This window comes from Vibrio toranzoniae (genome assembly GCF_024347655.1).
Lineage (GTDB): Bacteria > Pseudomonadota > Gammaproteobacteria > Enterobacterales > Vibrionaceae > Vibrio > Vibrio toranzoniae.
On sequence record NZ_AP025514.1, the window covers coordinates 2887165 to 2903654 of the forward strand.

A 16490-nucleotide genomic window follows, 5' to 3' on the forward strand; every position below is an offset into this window, starting at 1 on the left:
CCACCTTAAAACGTGGCTTTTATTCTGTTATCCCTGATTTGGACTCAATCTTGTAATTAAATTTCACTTTATTCCGAAGTATTGGAAAATTTACTTCTCCCGCATTTCGAAAGCTAATAATTGCAAACTTAGAATGCTTTATTTGACTAGATACAGCAGTTTTCGCTAGATTGTGTACTTAACAAGGAACAATGGATGTAATTTTTTTACGAGGCAGGATGACAATGAACGAGAAATACGCCGCTCTCAAGAGTAACGTAAGCATGCTGGGACGCTTGCTAGGTAACACAATCCAAGATGCACATGGTGACGTTATCTTAGAGAAAGTGGAAACTATCCGTAAACTTTCCAAATCCGCCCGCGCAGGTAACAAAGCTGACCGTGACAGCCTAGTTGAAGAGATCAAAAACCTGCCGAACGAACAACTCACTCCTGTTGCTCGTGCATTTAACCAATTTCTCAACCTCACCAACATGGCAGAGCAGTACCACACCATCTCTCGCCACTGTGAAGAGCATGTTTGCGAACCAGACGTTCTGCAATCTCTATTTTCCAAATTAAGCCAGAATAACATCAGTAAGCTAGACGCGGCTCAAGCCGTTCGCGACCTGAACATTGAACTCGTTCTGACCGCTCACCCAACAGAAATCACTCGTCGCACCATGATCAACAAACTGGTTAAGATCAACGAGTGTCTGTCTAAATTAGAGTTAAGCGACCTATCACACAAAGAACGCGTAAAAACAGAACGCCGCCTAGAGCAGCTTATCGCTCAAGGTTGGCACTCTGATGTGATTCGTCAGCAACGTCCAACACCACTTGATGAAGCTAAGTGGGGCTTTGCAGTTGTTGAAAACTCGCTATGGGAAGCGGTACCTGACTTCCTACGCGAAATGGATGGCCGACTTAAAAGCTACCTTGGCGAAGGCCTACCGATTGATGCACGCCCAGTGCATTTCTCATCTTGGATGGGTGGCGACCGTGATGGAAACCCTTTCGTCACGCACACCATCACTAAAGAAGTACTACGACTTTCTCGCTGGAAAGCCGCTGACCTTTATCTAGCTGACGTAAACGAGCTGATTACTGAACTGTCGATGACTAAGTGCAATGATCAGGTGCGTGAACTCGCGGGTGATGAACACGAAGCTTACCGCGCGATCCTCAAAAGCCTACGCACCCTGCTTGGAAACACACTAGAAGTCTTAGATGCTGAGCTCAAAGATGTAGAAGTCCCTAAGAAAGAAACACTACAGAACATCGATCAACTATGGACACCGCTTTATGCGTGTTACCAATCACTGCACGAATGTGGCATGGGCGTAATCGCAGACGGTTCTCTACTCGATACCCTGCGTCGCCTAAAAGCATTCGGTGTGCATTTGGTTCGTCTCGATGTTCGTCAAGAAAGTACTCGTCACTCGGATGTGCTATCTGAATTGACTCGCTACCTAGGCATTGGTGATTATGACCAGTGGAGTGAGCAAGACAAAATTGCTTTCTTAACCAATGAATTAAGCTCAAAACGCCCACTACTGCCACGCGACTGGGAGCCATCTGAACAGGTTAAAGAAGTTTTAGACACCTGTAAGGTCATTGCCGCTCAACCTCGTGAAGCCTTCGGCGCTTACGTGATTTCTATGGCTCGTACTGCGTCAGATGTACTGGCTGTTCACTTGCTTCTGCAAGAGTGTGGTTGCCCATACCGCATGGACGTTTGTCCATTGTTCGAAACACTAGACGATTTGAACAACTCAGAAGCAGTAATGAAGCAGCTAATGAGCATCGATTTGTACCGTGGCTTTATCCAGAACCACCAAATGGTGATGATTGGATACTCTGACTCAGCCAAAGATGCTGGCGTAATGTCTGCCGGCTGGGCTCAGTATGATGCGATGGACAAACTGGTTAAGGTTTGCGACGAAGAAGGCATTGAGCTGACCCTCTTCCACGGTCGTGGCGGTACCGTCGGTCGTGGTGGTGCGCCTGCACATGCTGCGCTTCTTTCTCAGCCACCTAAGAGCTTAAAAGGCGGTTTACGTGTAACTGAGCAAGGCGAGATGATCCGCTTTAAACTGGGCTTGCCAGATGTTGCGGTAAACAGCTTCAACCTTTACGCAAGTGCGATTCTAGAAGCGAACCTTCTACCGCCACCAGAGCCTAAACAAGAATGGCGCGACCTAATGGAAGTGCTGTCTCAAGTATCTTGTGAGGCTTACCGTAAGGTAGTTCGTGGTGAAGAGAAGTTTGTCCCTTACTTCCGTCAAGCGACGCCTGAACTAGAGCTAGGCAAACTGCCACTTGGCTCTCGCCCTGCGAAACGTAACCCGAACGGCGGCGTAGAAAGCCTACGTGCGATTCCATGGATTTTCTCTTGGAGCCAAAACCGCTTGGTACTTCCTGCATGGTTAGGCGCTGGTGAAGCGATTCAGTATTCAGTAGACCAAGGCCATCAAGCGCTACTTGAAGAGATGTGTCGCGAATGGCCATTCTTCTCAACCCGCTTGGGTATGTTGGAAATGGTGTACTCGAAATGCAACATGGAAATCGCTAAGTACTACGACCAGCGTCTTGTTGACGAAGAGCTACTACCGTTAGGTGAATTACTGCGTGAACAGCTGCAAAAAGACATCAAAGCAGTTCTTAATGTAGAAAACAACGAAAACTTGATGCAGAGCGACCCTTGGGGGCTTGAATCGATTCGTCTACGTAACATCTACGTTGAGCCATTGAACATGCTTCAAGCTGAACTACTTTACCGTACTCGTAAGAGTGAAACACCACCAGAAGAGCTAGAAGAAGCGCTCATGGTGACGATTGCGGGCATCGCGGCAGGTATGCGAAACACTGGATAACCAGTTATTAAAACCAAAAAAGGAACAAAAGGTCACTACAAGTGGCCTTTTTATTTTAATAAATCCAATTATTTTAGTTTTTTGTAAGTTTTTTGGGTTATTTTGTCCATGTATTCTACTTTATGCTTATTATTTAGATATACTACTGCTCCGCTGCAGAAATACTCCAACATAATAATCTGCAGCAGCTTGGCCAATATACTGGTCGACCTAGGTGATAAACGGCTTTATAAGGTGACATAACCAACGACTAAGTTGGTGCTACTTAAACATAACCAATATAACGTGCCACAAGAAGCACACTTGATGTTTAGGTATTTTGTTTACTGTTTACCATTTGGATCTCAGACATGTCATTACCACACGTAATTCTAACCGTTTTAAGTACACGCGATGCTACTGGTTACGATATCACAAAAGAATTCTCAGCAAGCATTGGTTACTTCTGGAAAGCTAGCCACCAACAAGTTTACCGCGAGCTAAATAAAATGGCTCAAAACGACCAGGTAACTTGTGTGCTTGAACCTCAAGAAGGCAAACCTGATCGTAAGGTTTATTCTATCACTGACGCTGGACGTAGCGCTCTAGGTGAATGGTTTGAACAACCAACTGCACACCCAACCGTTCGTGACGAGTTCTCAGCTAAACTAATGGCTTGTGCTGTACAACCTTGTGACGCATACCGTGTACAACTTGCCGAGTTAGTAGAAGAGTCTCGCAAACTGGTTTCTCATTACAAAGAAATCGAAGCGGCTTACTACGCAACGCCATCAACGCTAGACAAGCAAGCTCGTTTAGAACGTCTAACGCTTCGTCGTAACCTACTTCTTCGTGAAGCATGGATAGTGTGGGCTGAAGAGGTATTGTTAGAGCTTGGTACTATCGCTTAAGCTAAAAGCTAGAAGCTAGAAGCTAGAAGCTAGAAGCTAGAAAAGTAAAAGGCTTGAACTCTTAGAGTCCAAGCCTTTTTTGTATCTATAGGATTTGAGATTCTATCGCCGATGGCGTTTTATCAAGAGCTTCAACTACAGCGTAACCACTTGCGGGCGAACACCTAACGTATGGCAAAGTGCGTAGGTCATTTCTGCACGGTTTAGTGTGTAGAAGTGGAAGTCTTTCACACCTTCACGGCTCAGGGTGCGGACCATATCAATTGCTTGGCTAGCACCAACTAACTGACGAGTCGTTGGATCATCGTCCAAGCCTTCAAATTGCTTCGCCATCCAGCCCGGCACTTTAACGTTGTTCATTGCAGCAAAGCGAGACGCTTGCTTGAAATTAGAAACTGGTAAGATACCCGGTACAATCTCAACATCAACGCCCGCCGCCACACAGCGATCACGAAAGCGTAGGTAGCTTTCTACATCGAAGAAGAACTGAGTGATGGCACGGTTAGCACCGGCATCCACTTTACGTTTTAGATTAATAAGATCCGATTGAGCGCTTTTTGCTTCAGGGTGAACTTCTGGGAATGCCGCGACTGAGATATCAAAATCATGGCGCGATTTAAGCAGTTCAACTAGGTCAGAAGCATACATATCTGGCGCACCGCCGCCTGCTGGAATATCACCACGTAGAGCAACAATGCTCTCGATACCATTCGCCCAGTAATCGTCGGCGATTTGAATAAGTTCTTCACGGCTAGCATCAATGCACGTTAGGTGTGGCGCTGCTACTAAGCCTGTTTGGTTTTTGATTTCTTTAATGATTGAGTGGGTACGATCACGTTCACCCGAGTTTGCACCATAGGTTACCGATACAAATTTTGGTTGAAGTGTTTTAAGACGGTGGACAGAGTTCCACAGGGTCTCTTCCATCTTCTCACTGCTTGGCGGAAAAAATTCAAATGACACATTAATGTTGTCAGAAAGCTCTGCGATATTCTGATTTAAAGCGTCGATATGGCCTGCGTATGTGTATCCCATCTTACTCTCCCTGTGGCAAAAGCAACCACTAAAAACTCAAATCCCTAAACGACGTTTAGACGTCTATATGTCTGTAGGATGTATTGAATACGATTTAATGTCAACAGATCGATTATGAATTTTTCTCAAGTAGATCGTGAGTAAAACTCAAGTAGTTAGATGGGTCGCAAAGCAGAAATAAGGTAGAAAAAAGGCTGAAAAACACATCGTGCTTTCAGCCTTATCTATCTTAGTGGATAGTATGCTATTTAGACACTAAACCAACCGATCTGAGTATCAGAACAGGCTAGACATTCTGTTCAGGTCAGATTGAATTGCGCCCGCTGTTACTTCACGGCCCGCACCTGGACCACGAATAACTAGTGGATTATCTTTGTACCATTTGCTCTCAATCGCAAAGATGTTATCGCAAGGCAGCAAGTTCGCTAGAGCGTGTTCTTTAGATAGAGCTTCAACTCCTACGGTTGCCTTACCATTCTTCTCTAAACGCGCTACGTAACGCAGAACCTTTTGTTGCGAATGTGCTTTCTCTAAGCGCTCAGCCAACTCTTCGCTCAGCACTGAGGCCTTATCAAAGAAGTCATCCACCGACAGGTCTTGCAGTTCTACTGGCACCAGTGATTCCACTTTTACGCTTTCAGGTTCAATGTCTAAACCCGATTCACGCGCCAGAATGACCAACTTACGCATCACATCTGACCCATCTAGATCCGCACGAGGATCCGGTTCTGTGAGGCCTTGTTGCCATGCTAAGTCAACCAACTCGCTAAATGGTACTGTGCCATCGAACTGTTGGAACAACCAAGACAGTGTGCCCGAAAAGATACCTGACAATGCAATAATGTCATCGCCACTTTCACGCAGGTCACGTACCGTGTGGTTAATCGGTAAGCCTGCACCAACCGTCGCGTTGTACAACCAATGACGACTGATCTTAGCGAAAGCATCTTTGACTTGATGGTAATACTCACTTGATGCAGAACCTGCGACCTTGTTCGCCGAGATCAGGTGGATACCTTGCTGTGCGATTTGCAGATATTTTGCTGCAAGTACCGGGCTCGCAGTAACATCAAGAACAACCGCTTCGTCATAACCTTGAATAGAACCCAAACGCTCTAACCAGTCGTTACCATTATTGGCAATCGCTTCGTCATCAAAGCGCTTACCTACCGAAGTCGCATCAATACCTTGATCGTCGAACCAATAGGTTTGGCTATCAACCACCGCAACCAATTCAAAGTTCATTCCACGACGCTTTTCAAGTTCCGCTTTTTGCTCTGCGAACAGTCTTAACCAGCTTGAACCGATATTGCCTTTGCCACATAAAGCAATCGCAACACGCTTCTGTGCTTGGAACAGTTGGGAGTGAATGCCTTTCACTAGGCTTGAGGTTTCACTCTTACGAATGACAGCCACTAAGCTCAAGCCTGAGTTTGCTTCTGAGATGAACTCAACCGGCGAGCTCTTGAGTTGTTGATAGAAACCGTAGCAATGGTTCGGGTTCTTAGTCACACCCGCGCCCACCGCCGCGATCAGAGAGAACCCCTCTTTAAGTTTAATCTCAGCTTCAATCGCGTGATCTTGCAGATATTCTAGAGCGCCACCAGCAATCTCTTCGGTGTAAGCAAGGCGCAAACAGTGTTGATCGGGTTCAAGTTCATAAGCAAGTGGCTCGAGTTGAGCGCGCTTAAGCCCTTCAAGCACTTCACTCTCGAGACGGTCGAAATCATGGCCGTGACCAAACGTCAGCTGCACGATAAGCACTTCATCTAAAGAGGTAATAATTTTTGCGCCACGACCCGATGCCAGTACACGCTCAATCTGTGTGGAGCCCGCTTCTGGCTGATAGCTGCAGCGTAAACTTAAATCCATAGCACTTTGAGCCACCGGCTGTAGCGTTCGGCTGTGAAGCACTGGCGCCGCCAGACGAGCTAACTCACTTGCTTCATCAAGGCGAAGCAGAGGCAATAGACACGCATCCAAAACCAAACGAGGATCTGCGCTGTATACGCCTGCCACATCACTCCAAATCGTCACGCGTTCAACTTCAGCCAATGCACCAATCACGGTAGCTGAATAATCCGAACCATTCCGACCAAGCAATACGGTTTCGCCGTCGCTGTTCTGAGCCATAAAACCAGTAATCACCACGCGACAGTGTGCATGCTGCGCCAAGGCTTCTTTAATGAGAGGATAAGAACGTGCTCGGTCAACCTCAGGTTGAGCGCCCACTTCTGCACGCAAAAAGGCGCGCGCATCTTGAGCTACCGCTTGTAAATCATGTTGGCACAACAAAGCGGCTAGCAGACGCGAAGACCAAACCTCACCGTGTCCTAGCACCTGTGCTTTTTGCGCTTCGCTCAAGGGAGCAGTTAGCTCACCCAAAGCGGTAAATTCTTGTTGAATAGTGGCCGTAAGTTGCGCTGCCGACTCACCTTCAAGCAGCGCTTCAATCAGCTCAAGTTGAAACTGACGAAGGGTTTGTAGGCATTCATGAGCAATACGACCATCTTTGTCGAGCGCTTCAACAAATTCAATCAAACGGTTGGTTGTTTTACCCGCTGCCGATACCACAACCAAGTCAGTGGTAGATGAGTATTCTCTAAGAATGTTGACCACGCGCTGGTAGCACTCAGGGTTGGCTAAACTGCTACCACCAAATTTATGTAGCTGGCGAAAGGTTGCCATTATTAACCCTCCCCTTCTACGATAAAGTGTTGTGTTTTTTCAAACGCTTGCTTGAGGTCATCAATCAAATCTTCTGCATCTTCAAGGCCAACAGAAAGACGCAGTAACTGTTGCGAAACCCCCGCTTCTGCTAATGCTTCTTCACCCATGGCACGGTGAGTCATCGACGCAGGGTGACAAATCAAGCTTTCCACACCGCCTAGTGATTCCGCCAAAGAAAATAACTCTAACTTATCGACAAAATATTTAAGTGCTTCAAAAGAGCCCGAAAACTCAAAGCTCAGCATTGAGCCAAAGCCCGATTGCTGCTTCTTCGCGATATCATGCCCCGGATGCTTAGAAAGGCTTGGGTGGTAAATAGTGCCCACCAGATCTTGTTGTTGCAGAGAAGCCAGGATTTCACGTGAACTCTCTTCGTGAACTCGCATACGCGCACCTAGCGTACGAATGCCACGTAGAGTCATGTAGCTATCAAATGGTGTGCCGGTCGCACCAATACAGTTTCCCCACCATGCTAGTTCTTCAGCGTGCTCTTCTGTTTTTGTAACTATAACGCCACCAATAACGTCCGAGTGTCCGTTGATGTACTTAGTGGTAGAGTGAATAACAAAGTCAGCTCCCAGCTCTAAAGGCTTTTGGAATACAGGCGTCAAAAACGTGTTGTCGACAGCAACCATAGCGCCCACTTCTTTCGCTTTACGACAAGTTTCTGCAATATCAACCACGCGAACCAATGGATTCGATGGTGTTTCGATTAAGATCAACTTTGGCTTAAGCGCGATCGCCGCGTCCAGTGCCGATTGATCCGATTGATCAACAAACAGAACTTTGAAGTCACCTTTTAGCGAGCGTGTATTGAATAGACGATAAGTACCGCCGTAGCAGTCGTGTGGTGCGATAATAAGATCATCGCCGCCTAAGAAAGCAGAAACCCATAAGTTTAGCGCCGAGGTACCACAGTTGGTGACAACCGCGCCTTTGCCCGATTCAAGCTCAAACAGTGCCGTCTCTAATAAACCTCGATTGGGGTTACCTGAACGAGTGTAATCGTACTTTGGCACTTCACCAAAAGCGGGAAACCCATAATTAGTCGAAAGGTAAATAGGTGGGACAACGGCATGGTGTTGCGTGTCTGACTCGATACCAGTACGTACTGCAATTGTTGCTGGCTTCCGGCTGCTCATAGGTGCTTCCTTACAAGTTTTGCGTCTGAGAATCACAGCTGCTTGTCGGCATTTTTCGGCTGTGTTAGATATATGTAATTCACTTTACTTTCATAAACGTGAGACGTCAACACTTCTAGACGTCCGTATGTCTTTGCTTATGGCAGTAAATCCCGCTAAAATCACCACTATTAATTTATTCTAACAACTAAAGTGATGAAGGTACGCAATGGCCGACTGGAATGGTGAATACATAAGCCCATATGCTGAGCATGGAAAGAAAAGCGAACAAGTAAAGAAAATTACAGTTTCTATCCCTCTAAAAGTGTTAAAGGTTCTCACTGACGAGCGTACTCGCCGCCAGATTAATAACCTGCGCCATGCAACAAACAGTGAGCTACTGTGCGAAGCCTTTCTACATGCGTACACAGGCCAACCACTACCAACGGATGAAGATCTCCGTAAAGACCGTCCAGACGATATCCCTACTGAAGTAAAAAGGCTGATGACAGAGATGGGGATCGAATTCGAAGCGTTTGACGAATAATAAAAACAACTCAGTCACCGCCTTTACTACTGATTCGTTATAGCGGCCCCTATTCATAACATCACTCACTATACTGCTTGCGAGTGGGCTGTGAGTGATAGATATAAAAAAACCGACTCCTAATGAGTCGGTTTTTATTATTCTTGCCCATAGCGAAACCGCTACAGAGAATCCACCACAGCGGGCTATTACGCCATATAGTTAGCTGGCATATCAATACGCGCAACGCCAGATTCAACGGCCGCTTCCGCTACCGCTTTTGCTACTCGAGGAAGCAGACGCGGGTCCATTGGCTTAGGAATGATATAGCTCTTACCAAACTCCAGCGCCGTCTCACCTGCTGCCGCTAATACTTCAGCTGGCACTTCTTCTTTCGCCAGTTCACGAATAGCATGAACCGCCGCCAGTTTCATCTCATCATTAATTTCGCTCGCACGCACATCTAGCGCACCACGGAAAATGAATGGGAAACAAAGTACGTTGTTAACTTGGTTCGGGTAATCACTGCGGCCTGTACCCATAATAAGGTCTTTTCGAACTTCATGAGCAAGATCTGGTTTGATTTCTGGATCTGGGTTTGAACATGCAAACACAATCGGCTTATCAGCCATTAGTGTTAGTGCTTCAGCTGGTAGTAAGTTAGGGCCAGACACACCCAAGAATAGATCCGCATCTTCGATAACATCTTCAAGAGTACGTTTGTCAGTGTTGTTTGCGAATAGTTCTTTGTACTCATTAAGGTCATCACGACGAGTGTGGATTACCCCCTTACGGTCCAGCATGTAGATCTTCTCACGCTGGGCGCCACACTTAATCAGCAGTTCCATACAAGCAACCGCTGCTGCGCCTGCACCTAAACAAACGATCTTACATTCTTCTAGTTTCTTACCTTGAAGTTCAATTGCGTTCAGCATACCAGCTGCTGTTACAATCGCAGTACCGTGTTGGTCATCGTGGAATACTGGAACATCACAACGTTCAATCAGGCGACGTTCAATCTCAAAACAATCTGGTGCTTTGATGTCTTCTAGGTTAATACCACCGAATGTATCTGCGATATTGGCAACGGTATCTACAAACTCATCGATTGTGCGGTGTTTCACTTCAATATCAATAGAATCTAAACCTGCAAAGCGCTTAAACAGTAACGCTTTACCTTCCATTACCGGCTTAGAAGCAATAGGGCCAAGATTTCCAAGACCAAGAATCGCCGTACCGTTAGAGATAACTGCAACCATGTTGCCTTTACCCGTGTATTTATAAACGTTATCTACGTTTTGTGCGATTTCGCGAACAGGTTCAGCCACGCCAGGGCTGTATGCAAGTGCTAGATCTTCTGCAGAATCTGCAGGCTTTGTCAGTTCTACGGCAATTTTGCCTGGAATTGGGAACTCATGATAATCAAGAGCTTGCTGACGAAATTGTTCTTGAGGCGATAACTCTTGAGAGGATTGGTCTTGTCGGCTGTCTTCAGACATAGGTGTAGGTTCCTAGGTTATTATTATTTGGGGGTCTTGTTCATGTTAATGGATGTACTTCAAAGTTCCTAGGTAGTTAAAGCCTCTGTCTCATTAAAAAACGAGATTTAACTACTAATAAGACCAGTGAGCAGTGGAAATTACTATTGCCTGTTGAACTTTCAAGCGAATTTCTAAATAGAAGTAGCGGAACGACCGTTGTGGAAAATTCGGATCAACGACCTATCATTTGTATTAATTGCCTACCTATTGAATAACTAGATAGCAGAGCAGTATCCATCATTTACTCAAATTATAGGCAACAAAAAAGGACACCTAAGTGTCCTTTTTCATGTCTAAATAGCGAGAATTACTTCTTGCTAGAAAGAGCACCGAAACGCTTGTTAAAGCGATCTACACGGCCGCCTGTATCTACGATACGTTGCTTACCTGTGTAGAATGGGTGACATTTGTCACATACATCTAGGTGAATACCATCTTTACCTAGAGTAGAGTTGAATTCGAATGTGTTGCCGCAAGAACAAGTTGCTGTTACTGCTTTGTATTCTGGGTGGATTCCAGCTTTCATGGGATAACCTCAAGTAGGCCGTGTCGCTATACGATTCTAAGCCGCACACCACACGTAGTTTAAAAAAGAAATAAAGACACCGCATTCGTACAAAAAAGTGACGAAGCCATACCTTTAAGGCGCAGTATAGTAATGAATCTATAAGACAGGATCAACCGATTTGATACATTTTTCGCCAATAGTGTCTTTATTTCTTTTGTTAACTGGCATGTTGGTTGAAATTCAAGAGCTCTAGTGACCTTCATTCGTTAACTCACCTCTTTCACCTCAACTGCTCCTCGAATTTAACCGCCTTATCATTTAGACTGTTCGCTCTCCTCAACTCAGTAAAGCCGTCACTTTATGCGTCCAATGATTGCCCGTGTGGCCCTGCCTGTTCCACTCGACAAGCAGTTCGATTACAAGATTCCTAACCACCTCTTTCCGGTTATTGGTGGACGAGTTTCTGTGCCTTTTGGACGCCAAACCTTAACTGGGATTGTTACGGCTCTGGTTAACGAATCTGAATTCGAGCTAGACAAACTCAAGCCGATTAAAACCTTATTAGATAACCAACCCGTTTGGCCAGAGTCGGTCTACTCACTCTTGATGTGGTGTAGTCAATTCTATCAATACCCGCTTGGCGAAACCTTTGCTAACGCCCTACCGAGCGCCCTAAGAAAAGGCAAAGCCGCCGACTTCGCAACGCTTATCGAATGGCAGTTAACATCGTCAGGCAGAGATCAACTGATGCAAGGCTTTGGTCGCGCCATCAAACAAGCCAAAGTGATGCATATGCTTGAAAATGGCGCAGTTCCTCATCAAGAATTCATTGATGAAGAAGTGGGTAGCACAGTACTTAAGACACTGGAAGAGAAAGGTTGGATTGAATCGGTAGAGAAAAAACCGCAGCGCAAACCATGGCCAGTTGAACTCGAAAACGAACAAGACAAGCCAAAACTCAATGCAGAGCAAGCCATCGCAATCGCAACAGTCAATAGCCAGACCAACTTTGGCTGTTTTCTACTAGAGGGCGTTACCGGATCAGGTAAGACAGAAGTCTATCTGAATATGATCAAGCCGATTCTTGACCAGGGTAAACAGGCACTAGTTTTGGTGCCTGAAATAGGCCTCACTCCTCAAACCATTAACCGCTTTAAGCGACGCTTTAATGTGCCTGTTGAGGTTATCCACTCTGGTTTAAACGATTCAGAGCGACTGAATGCGTGGCTCTCTGCACGCGACAATATTGCAGGCATCGTAATTGGTACTCGTTCGGCTCTATTCACGCCTTTCGCTGATCTAGGCATTATCATTGTCGATGAAGAACATGACGCCTCCTATAAACAGCAAGACAGCCTGCGCTACCACGCACGTGATGTCGCCATTATGCGCGCTCATAAAGCGCAAGTTCCGGTCGTTCTTGGGTCAGCAACTCCGGCTTTTGAAACACTGCACAACGCTCAGATAGGCAAATACAGCTACCTTACCCTCACCTCACGTGCAGGTGTCGCATTGCCGACCACTAATAAAGTGTTGGATGTGAAAGGCGAATACCTGGAAAGCGGTTTGTCTGCGTCGTTAATTGCTGAGATGCAAAGACACCTGAAAGCGGGCAACCAAGTGATGTTGTTCCTCAACCGACGCGGGTTCTCTCCGGCATTAATGTGTCACGACTGTGGTTGGACTGCCGAGTGTAAGCGCTGTGATGCTTACTACACCTATCACCAATACAGCAATGAAATGCGTTGCCACCACTGTGGTTCACAACACCATATCGTTCACCATTGCCAAGGCTGCGGTTCAGCGAATTTAGTGACAGTGGGTGTCGGTACCGAACAGCTCGAAGCACAACTTGGTCAACTCTTTCCAGAATATAAAACCATTCGTATTGACCGCGACAGCACCCGTCGTAAGGGTAGCTTAGAAAGCGCATTAGAGTCGATTCGCCAGGGTGAATACCAAATTCTTATTGGCACCCAGATGCTGGCTAAAGGTCACCACTTCCCTGACGTGACACTTGTGGCGTTATTGGATGTGGATGGCTCTTTATATAGCAGTGACTTCCGAGCGCCTGAACGCCTTGCTCAGCTCTTTATCCAAGTCGCAGGGCGCGCAGGTCGTGCCAGTAAACCCGGCGAAGTGATCTTACAAACGCACCATCCAGAACATGGTTTGCTACAAGCATTGCTGCACAAAGACTATAACCACTTCGCTCAGACGGCCTTAGCCGAACGTAAACAGGCGATGTTGCCGCCTTACACCTTTATGACTCTGTTTAGAGCAGAAGCGAACGACACGCGCTTGGTGGAAGAGTTCTTACGTCAAGTTCGTCACACACTGGAGTCACATCCATTGTTTGACCAATATTGCATGGTGTTAGGACCAACGCCTGCACCACTAGCCAAACGTGCAGGCAAATCTCGCTGGCAATTGATCTTGCAAACCCAAACTCGTTCATTGATGCAGAAGCTATTAATGAGCGCCAAGCCGGCCATCAATATGTTACCTGCTGCGAAAAAAGTTCGCTGGTCACTCGATATTGAGCCGCAAGATTTAAGCTAAACCCACCTGGGTTAAAACTAATGATAAGTTTGTTCACAAATATTTCATATTTCTCGTGAGCAACATCACACTAGTCATGCGATTTTTGTTAATCTAGCCGTAACTTTACACGGATGAAACAAATAGAATATTGCAATAAAAAAAGTGTTAGCAACACTTTCATTATGTCTATTTGATTGTATTAATTATTCACGCCTTAGATACTTAGGCAACAAAGGAACTTAAAAGAGGGTTTAATTTATGGCGACAATGAAGGATGTTGCCCAGCTAGCAGGCGTCTCAACCGCAACGGTATCACGTGCATTGATGACCCCAGAAAAAGTCTCAGTTTCTACTCGCAAACGAGTAGAGGCAGCAGTACTTGAAGCTGGATACTCACCCAATACATTAGCTCGAAACTTACGTCGCAACGAATCAAAAACCATCATTACTATCGTTCCTGATATCTGTGACCCTTATTTCGCCGAAATCATTCGTGGTATCGAAGATGCAGCTGTAGAAAATGATTACCTAGTTCTGCTTGGCGACAGTGGTCAACAGAAGAAACGTGAATCATCATTTGTAAACTTGGTGTTCACCAAACAGGCTGATGGCATGCTACTGCTTGGCACCGACCACCCATTTGATGTCAGTAAATCTGAACAGAAGAACTTACCACCTATGGTGATGGCATGTGAGTTTGCACCTGAACTTGAGTTACCAACGGTACACATCGATAACTTGACGTCTGCATTTGAAGCCGTCAACTATCTAGCTCAGTTAGGTCACAAGCGCATCGCACAAATATCTGGCCCAACCTCCGCCACTCTATGTAAGTTCCGTCAACAAGGCTACCAACAGGCATTACGCCGAGCTGGTGTATCAATGAACCCAGCTTACAGTACTGTTGGTGATTTTACCTTTGAAGCTGGAACAAAAGCCGTTCGTCAATTATTAGCACTACCGGAACAACCAACCGCAATTTTCTGTCATAACGATTCAATGGCAATTGGCGCTATTCAAGAAGCAAAAAAATTAGGTTTGCGTGTTCCTCAAGACCTCTCCATTGTTGGTTTTGATGACATCCAATTCGCTCAATACTGCGATCCACCACTAACGACCATTTCTCAGCCTCGTTACGAAATCGGACGCCAAGCGATGCTGATGATGCTCGACCTACTTAAAGGTAACGATGTTCAAACAGGTTCACGTCTACTTGAAGCTAAACTCGTGGTTCGTGGCAGTACAGCGCCACCTCGAATTTAGACAAGGTAAATACCCAAACAAACCGGCGGCACATTTTGATGTGCCGCTTCAATTTCTGCACTATTATCCTCACGCAATCTGGATTACCATGAGAGCAGAACTATCAACTATTGAATTGTCTTGTGGCTAATAGAGATTATGTAAAGCGCGGTCGTGGCACAAAAAAAACGACCAACAAACAAGCCCCTCGCCGTAAACCTTGGCGCAGTGGTCTTTTGGCGATCCTCCTTGTTGGTGGTTTTGGTTACGGGCTTTACTTATTAAGTAATGATCCTGAGCCACCAGCGCCAGCTCCTGTGGTGAACAAGTCGAAACCTAAGCCAGCAAAAGTCATTCCGCCGCCTCCAACAGAGAAATGGGACTACGTCGAAACGCTGCCAAGTCGCGAGATTGAAATAAAAGCCAAAGAGCAACAGATCTCGAAAATCCCTTACATCATGCAATGTGGCGCTTACAAAACCTCAGCACAGGCAGAAACACGTAAGTTGGACATTGCCTTCCAAGGTATCTCGAGTGAGATCCGCAAGAAAGAAGGCAGTAGCTGGTACCGTGTGGTTCTAGGACCTTATAAATTTAAACGTGATGCCGAACGAGATCGCCACAAACTACAACGCGCAAAAATCGAACCTTGTGCTATTTGGAAAGACACCGAGTAGTGATAAGCGACAGCGCAGTTGTGTAACCGCTAGAGTCGCAGCAAAGACAAACCCGAAAGCCTCCCATTGTGGAGGTTTTCTTTTATTTAGTCCCCTTAACCAAATTTCCTTACCACTTCCACTAATAAGTTGCTCGACATCACTCATGGTTCCTTGAATTACCCGAGTGTCATCCTCATATACTTTTTATACCCAAGGATAAGAATATAAAGAGGCCCTACTCGTGACTACCATTGTATCTGTACGTCGTAATAATAAAGTCGTCATCGCGGGTGATGGACAAGTATCTCTAGGCAATACTGTAATGAAGGGTAATGCCCGCAAAGTACGTCGCCTATATAACAACAAAGTACTGGCAGGTTTTGCTGGCGGTACGGCTGACGCTTTCACGCTATTCGAAAAATTTGAAAGCAAACTGCAAATGCACCAAGGTCACCTAACCAAAGCGGCCGTTGAGCTGGCAAAGGATTGGCGTAGCGACCGTGCTCTACGTAAATTAGAAGCACTGCTTGCCGTAGCGGATGAAACCGCTTCACTGATCATCACTGGTAACGGTGACGTCGTTCAACCAGAGAATGACCTGATTGCTATTGGCTCTGGTGGTAACTTCGCTCAAGCAGCGGCAACGGCCCTACTAGAAAATACTGATTTAGATGCACGTGAAATCGCAGAAAAGTCGCTGAGCATTGCTGGCGATATCTGTGTCTTCACCAACCATCAACACACTGTTGAAGAGCTAGATAGCACCGTTGAACTGCCAAAACCAGAATAACGACCTCCTCTATCCATAACGTTGTATTCAACAGTGATTAAAGAATTAA

The 16490-nt window shown here is 45.9% G+C and carries 12 protein-coding genes; 7 read left to right on the plus strand and 5 right to left on the minus strand.

Annotated elements, in window-relative coordinates:
• Positions 1–218: 218 nt before the first annotated feature.
• Together ppc and OCU50_RS13160 are read left to right on the plus strand one after the other, a co-directional pair.
• The gene (ppc, locus tag OCU50_RS13155) at positions 219–2855 is read left to right on the plus strand and encodes a phosphoenolpyruvate carboxylase (protein ID WP_201023953.1); all 2637 of its coding nucleotides are present in this window, start codon (positions 219–221) and stop codon (positions 2853–2855) included.
• A gap of 350 nt (positions 2856–3205) precedes the next feature.
• Positions 3206–3745 carry a PadR family transcriptional regulator gene (locus OCU50_RS13160; protein WP_017055849.1) on the plus strand — a complete coding sequence of 180 codons (540 nt, stop codon included), beginning with the start codon at positions 3206–3208 and terminating at the stop codon, positions 3743–3745.
• Positions 3746–3880: 135 nt separating this feature from the next.
• On the opposite strand, the gene metF is transcribed toward OCU50_RS13160, so the two are convergent.
• The 3 genes from metF to OCU50_RS13175 all read right to left on the minus strand — a co-directional run bounded on the left by metF (position 3881) and on the right by OCU50_RS13175 (position 8652).
• Entirely contained in the window at positions 3881–4780 is a 900-nt protein-coding gene (gene metF, locus OCU50_RS13165; RefSeq protein WP_060468755.1) for a methylenetetrahydrofolate reductase, read from the minus strand.
• 276 nt (positions 4781–5056) lie between these two features.
• On the minus strand, positions 5057–7468 hold the full coding sequence (locus tag OCU50_RS13170; RefSeq protein ID WP_060468756.1) for a bifunctional aspartate kinase/homoserine dehydrogenase II: 2412 nt from the start codon (positions 7466–7468) through the stop codon (positions 5057–5059).
• 2 nt (positions 7469–7470) lie between these two features.
• Positions 7471–8652, minus strand: coding sequence for an O-succinylhomoserine (thiol)-lyase (locus OCU50_RS13175; RefSeq protein WP_060468757.1), 1182 nt, complete (start codon positions 8650–8652; stop codon positions 7471–7473).
• Between the two features lie 208 nt (positions 8653–8860).
• On the opposite strand from OCU50_RS13175, the gene metJ reads away from it, so the two are divergent.
• Positions 8861–9178 (plus strand): met regulon transcriptional regulator MetJ, encoded by a 318-nt coding sequence (gene metJ, locus OCU50_RS13180; protein WP_017055853.1) that lies wholly within the window; start codon positions 8861–8863, stop codon positions 9176–9178.
• Between the two features lie 188 nt (positions 9179–9366).
• On the opposite strand, the gene OCU50_RS13185 is transcribed toward metJ, so the two are convergent.
• The gene (locus OCU50_RS13185; RefSeq protein ID WP_060468758.1) at positions 9367–10656 is read right to left on the minus strand and encodes a malic enzyme-like NAD(P)-binding protein; all 1290 of its coding nucleotides are present in this window, start codon (positions 10654–10656) and stop codon (positions 9367–9369) included.
• Positions 10657–11005: 349 nt separating this feature from the next.
• Complete coding sequence (gene rpmE / locus OCU50_RS13190; protein ID WP_017055855.1) at positions 11006–11224, minus strand: 50S ribosomal protein L31; 219 nt, start codon at positions 11222–11224, stop codon at positions 11006–11008.
• 342 nt (positions 11225–11566) lie between these two features.
• On the opposite strand from rpmE, the gene priA reads away from it, so the two are divergent.
• The 4 genes from priA to hslV all read left to right on the plus strand — a co-directional run bounded on the left by priA (position 11567) and on the right by hslV (position 16441).
• Positions 11567–13768, plus strand: coding sequence for a primosomal protein N' (priA, locus tag OCU50_RS13195; protein ID WP_060468759.1), 2202 nt, complete (start codon positions 11567–11569; stop codon positions 13766–13768).
• 240 nt (positions 13769–14008) lie between these two features.
• Entirely contained in the window at positions 14009–15013 is a 1005-nt protein-coding gene (cytR, locus tag OCU50_RS13200) for a DNA-binding transcriptional regulator CytR (protein ID WP_017055857.1), read from the plus strand.
• Between the two features lie 122 nt (positions 15014–15135).
• Positions 15136–15669 carry a cell division protein FtsN gene (gene ftsN / locus OCU50_RS13205; RefSeq protein WP_060468760.1) on the plus strand — a complete coding sequence of 178 codons (534 nt, stop codon included), beginning with the start codon at positions 15136–15138 and terminating at the stop codon, positions 15667–15669.
• 223 nt (positions 15670–15892) lie between these two features.
• Positions 15893–16441 carry an ATP-dependent protease subunit HslV gene (gene hslV, locus OCU50_RS13210; RefSeq protein WP_017055859.1) on the plus strand — a complete coding sequence of 183 codons (549 nt, stop codon included), beginning with the start codon at positions 15893–15895 and terminating at the stop codon, positions 16439–16441.
• Positions 16442–16490 lie beyond the last annotated feature (49 nt).

Coding starts and splice junctions, on each gene's coding strand:
- ppc (WP_201023953.1), top strand. CDS start 219: ATGACAATGAACGAGAAATACGCCGCTCTCAAGAGTAACGTAAGCATG.
- OCU50_RS13160 (WP_017055849.1), top strand. CDS start 3,206: ATGTCATTACCACACGTAATTCTAACCGTTTTAAGTACACGCGATGCT.
- metF (WP_060468755.1), bottom strand. CDS start 4,780: ATGGGATACACATACGCAGGCCATATCGACGCTTTAAATCAGAATATC.
- OCU50_RS13170 (WP_060468756.1), bottom strand. CDS start 7,468: ATGGCAACCTTTCGCCAGCTACATAAATTTGGTGGTAGCAGTTTAGCC.
- OCU50_RS13175 (WP_060468757.1), bottom strand. CDS start 8,652: ATGAGCAGCCGGAAGCCAGCAACAATTGCAGTACGTACTGGTATCGAG.
- metJ (WP_017055853.1), top strand. CDS start 8,861: ATGGCCGACTGGAATGGTGAATACATAAGCCCATATGCTGAGCATGGA.
- OCU50_RS13185 (WP_060468758.1), bottom strand. CDS start 10,656: ATGTCTGAAGACAGCCGACAAGACCAATCCTCTCAAGAGTTATCGCCT.
- rpmE (WP_017055855.1), bottom strand. CDS start 11,224: ATGAAAGCTGGAATCCACCCAGAATACAAAGCAGTAACAGCAACTTGT.
- priA (WP_060468759.1), top strand. CDS start 11,567: ATGCGTCCAATGATTGCCCGTGTGGCCCTGCCTGTTCCACTCGACAAG.
- cytR (WP_017055857.1), top strand. CDS start 14,009: ATGGCGACAATGAAGGATGTTGCCCAGCTAGCAGGCGTCTCAACCGCA.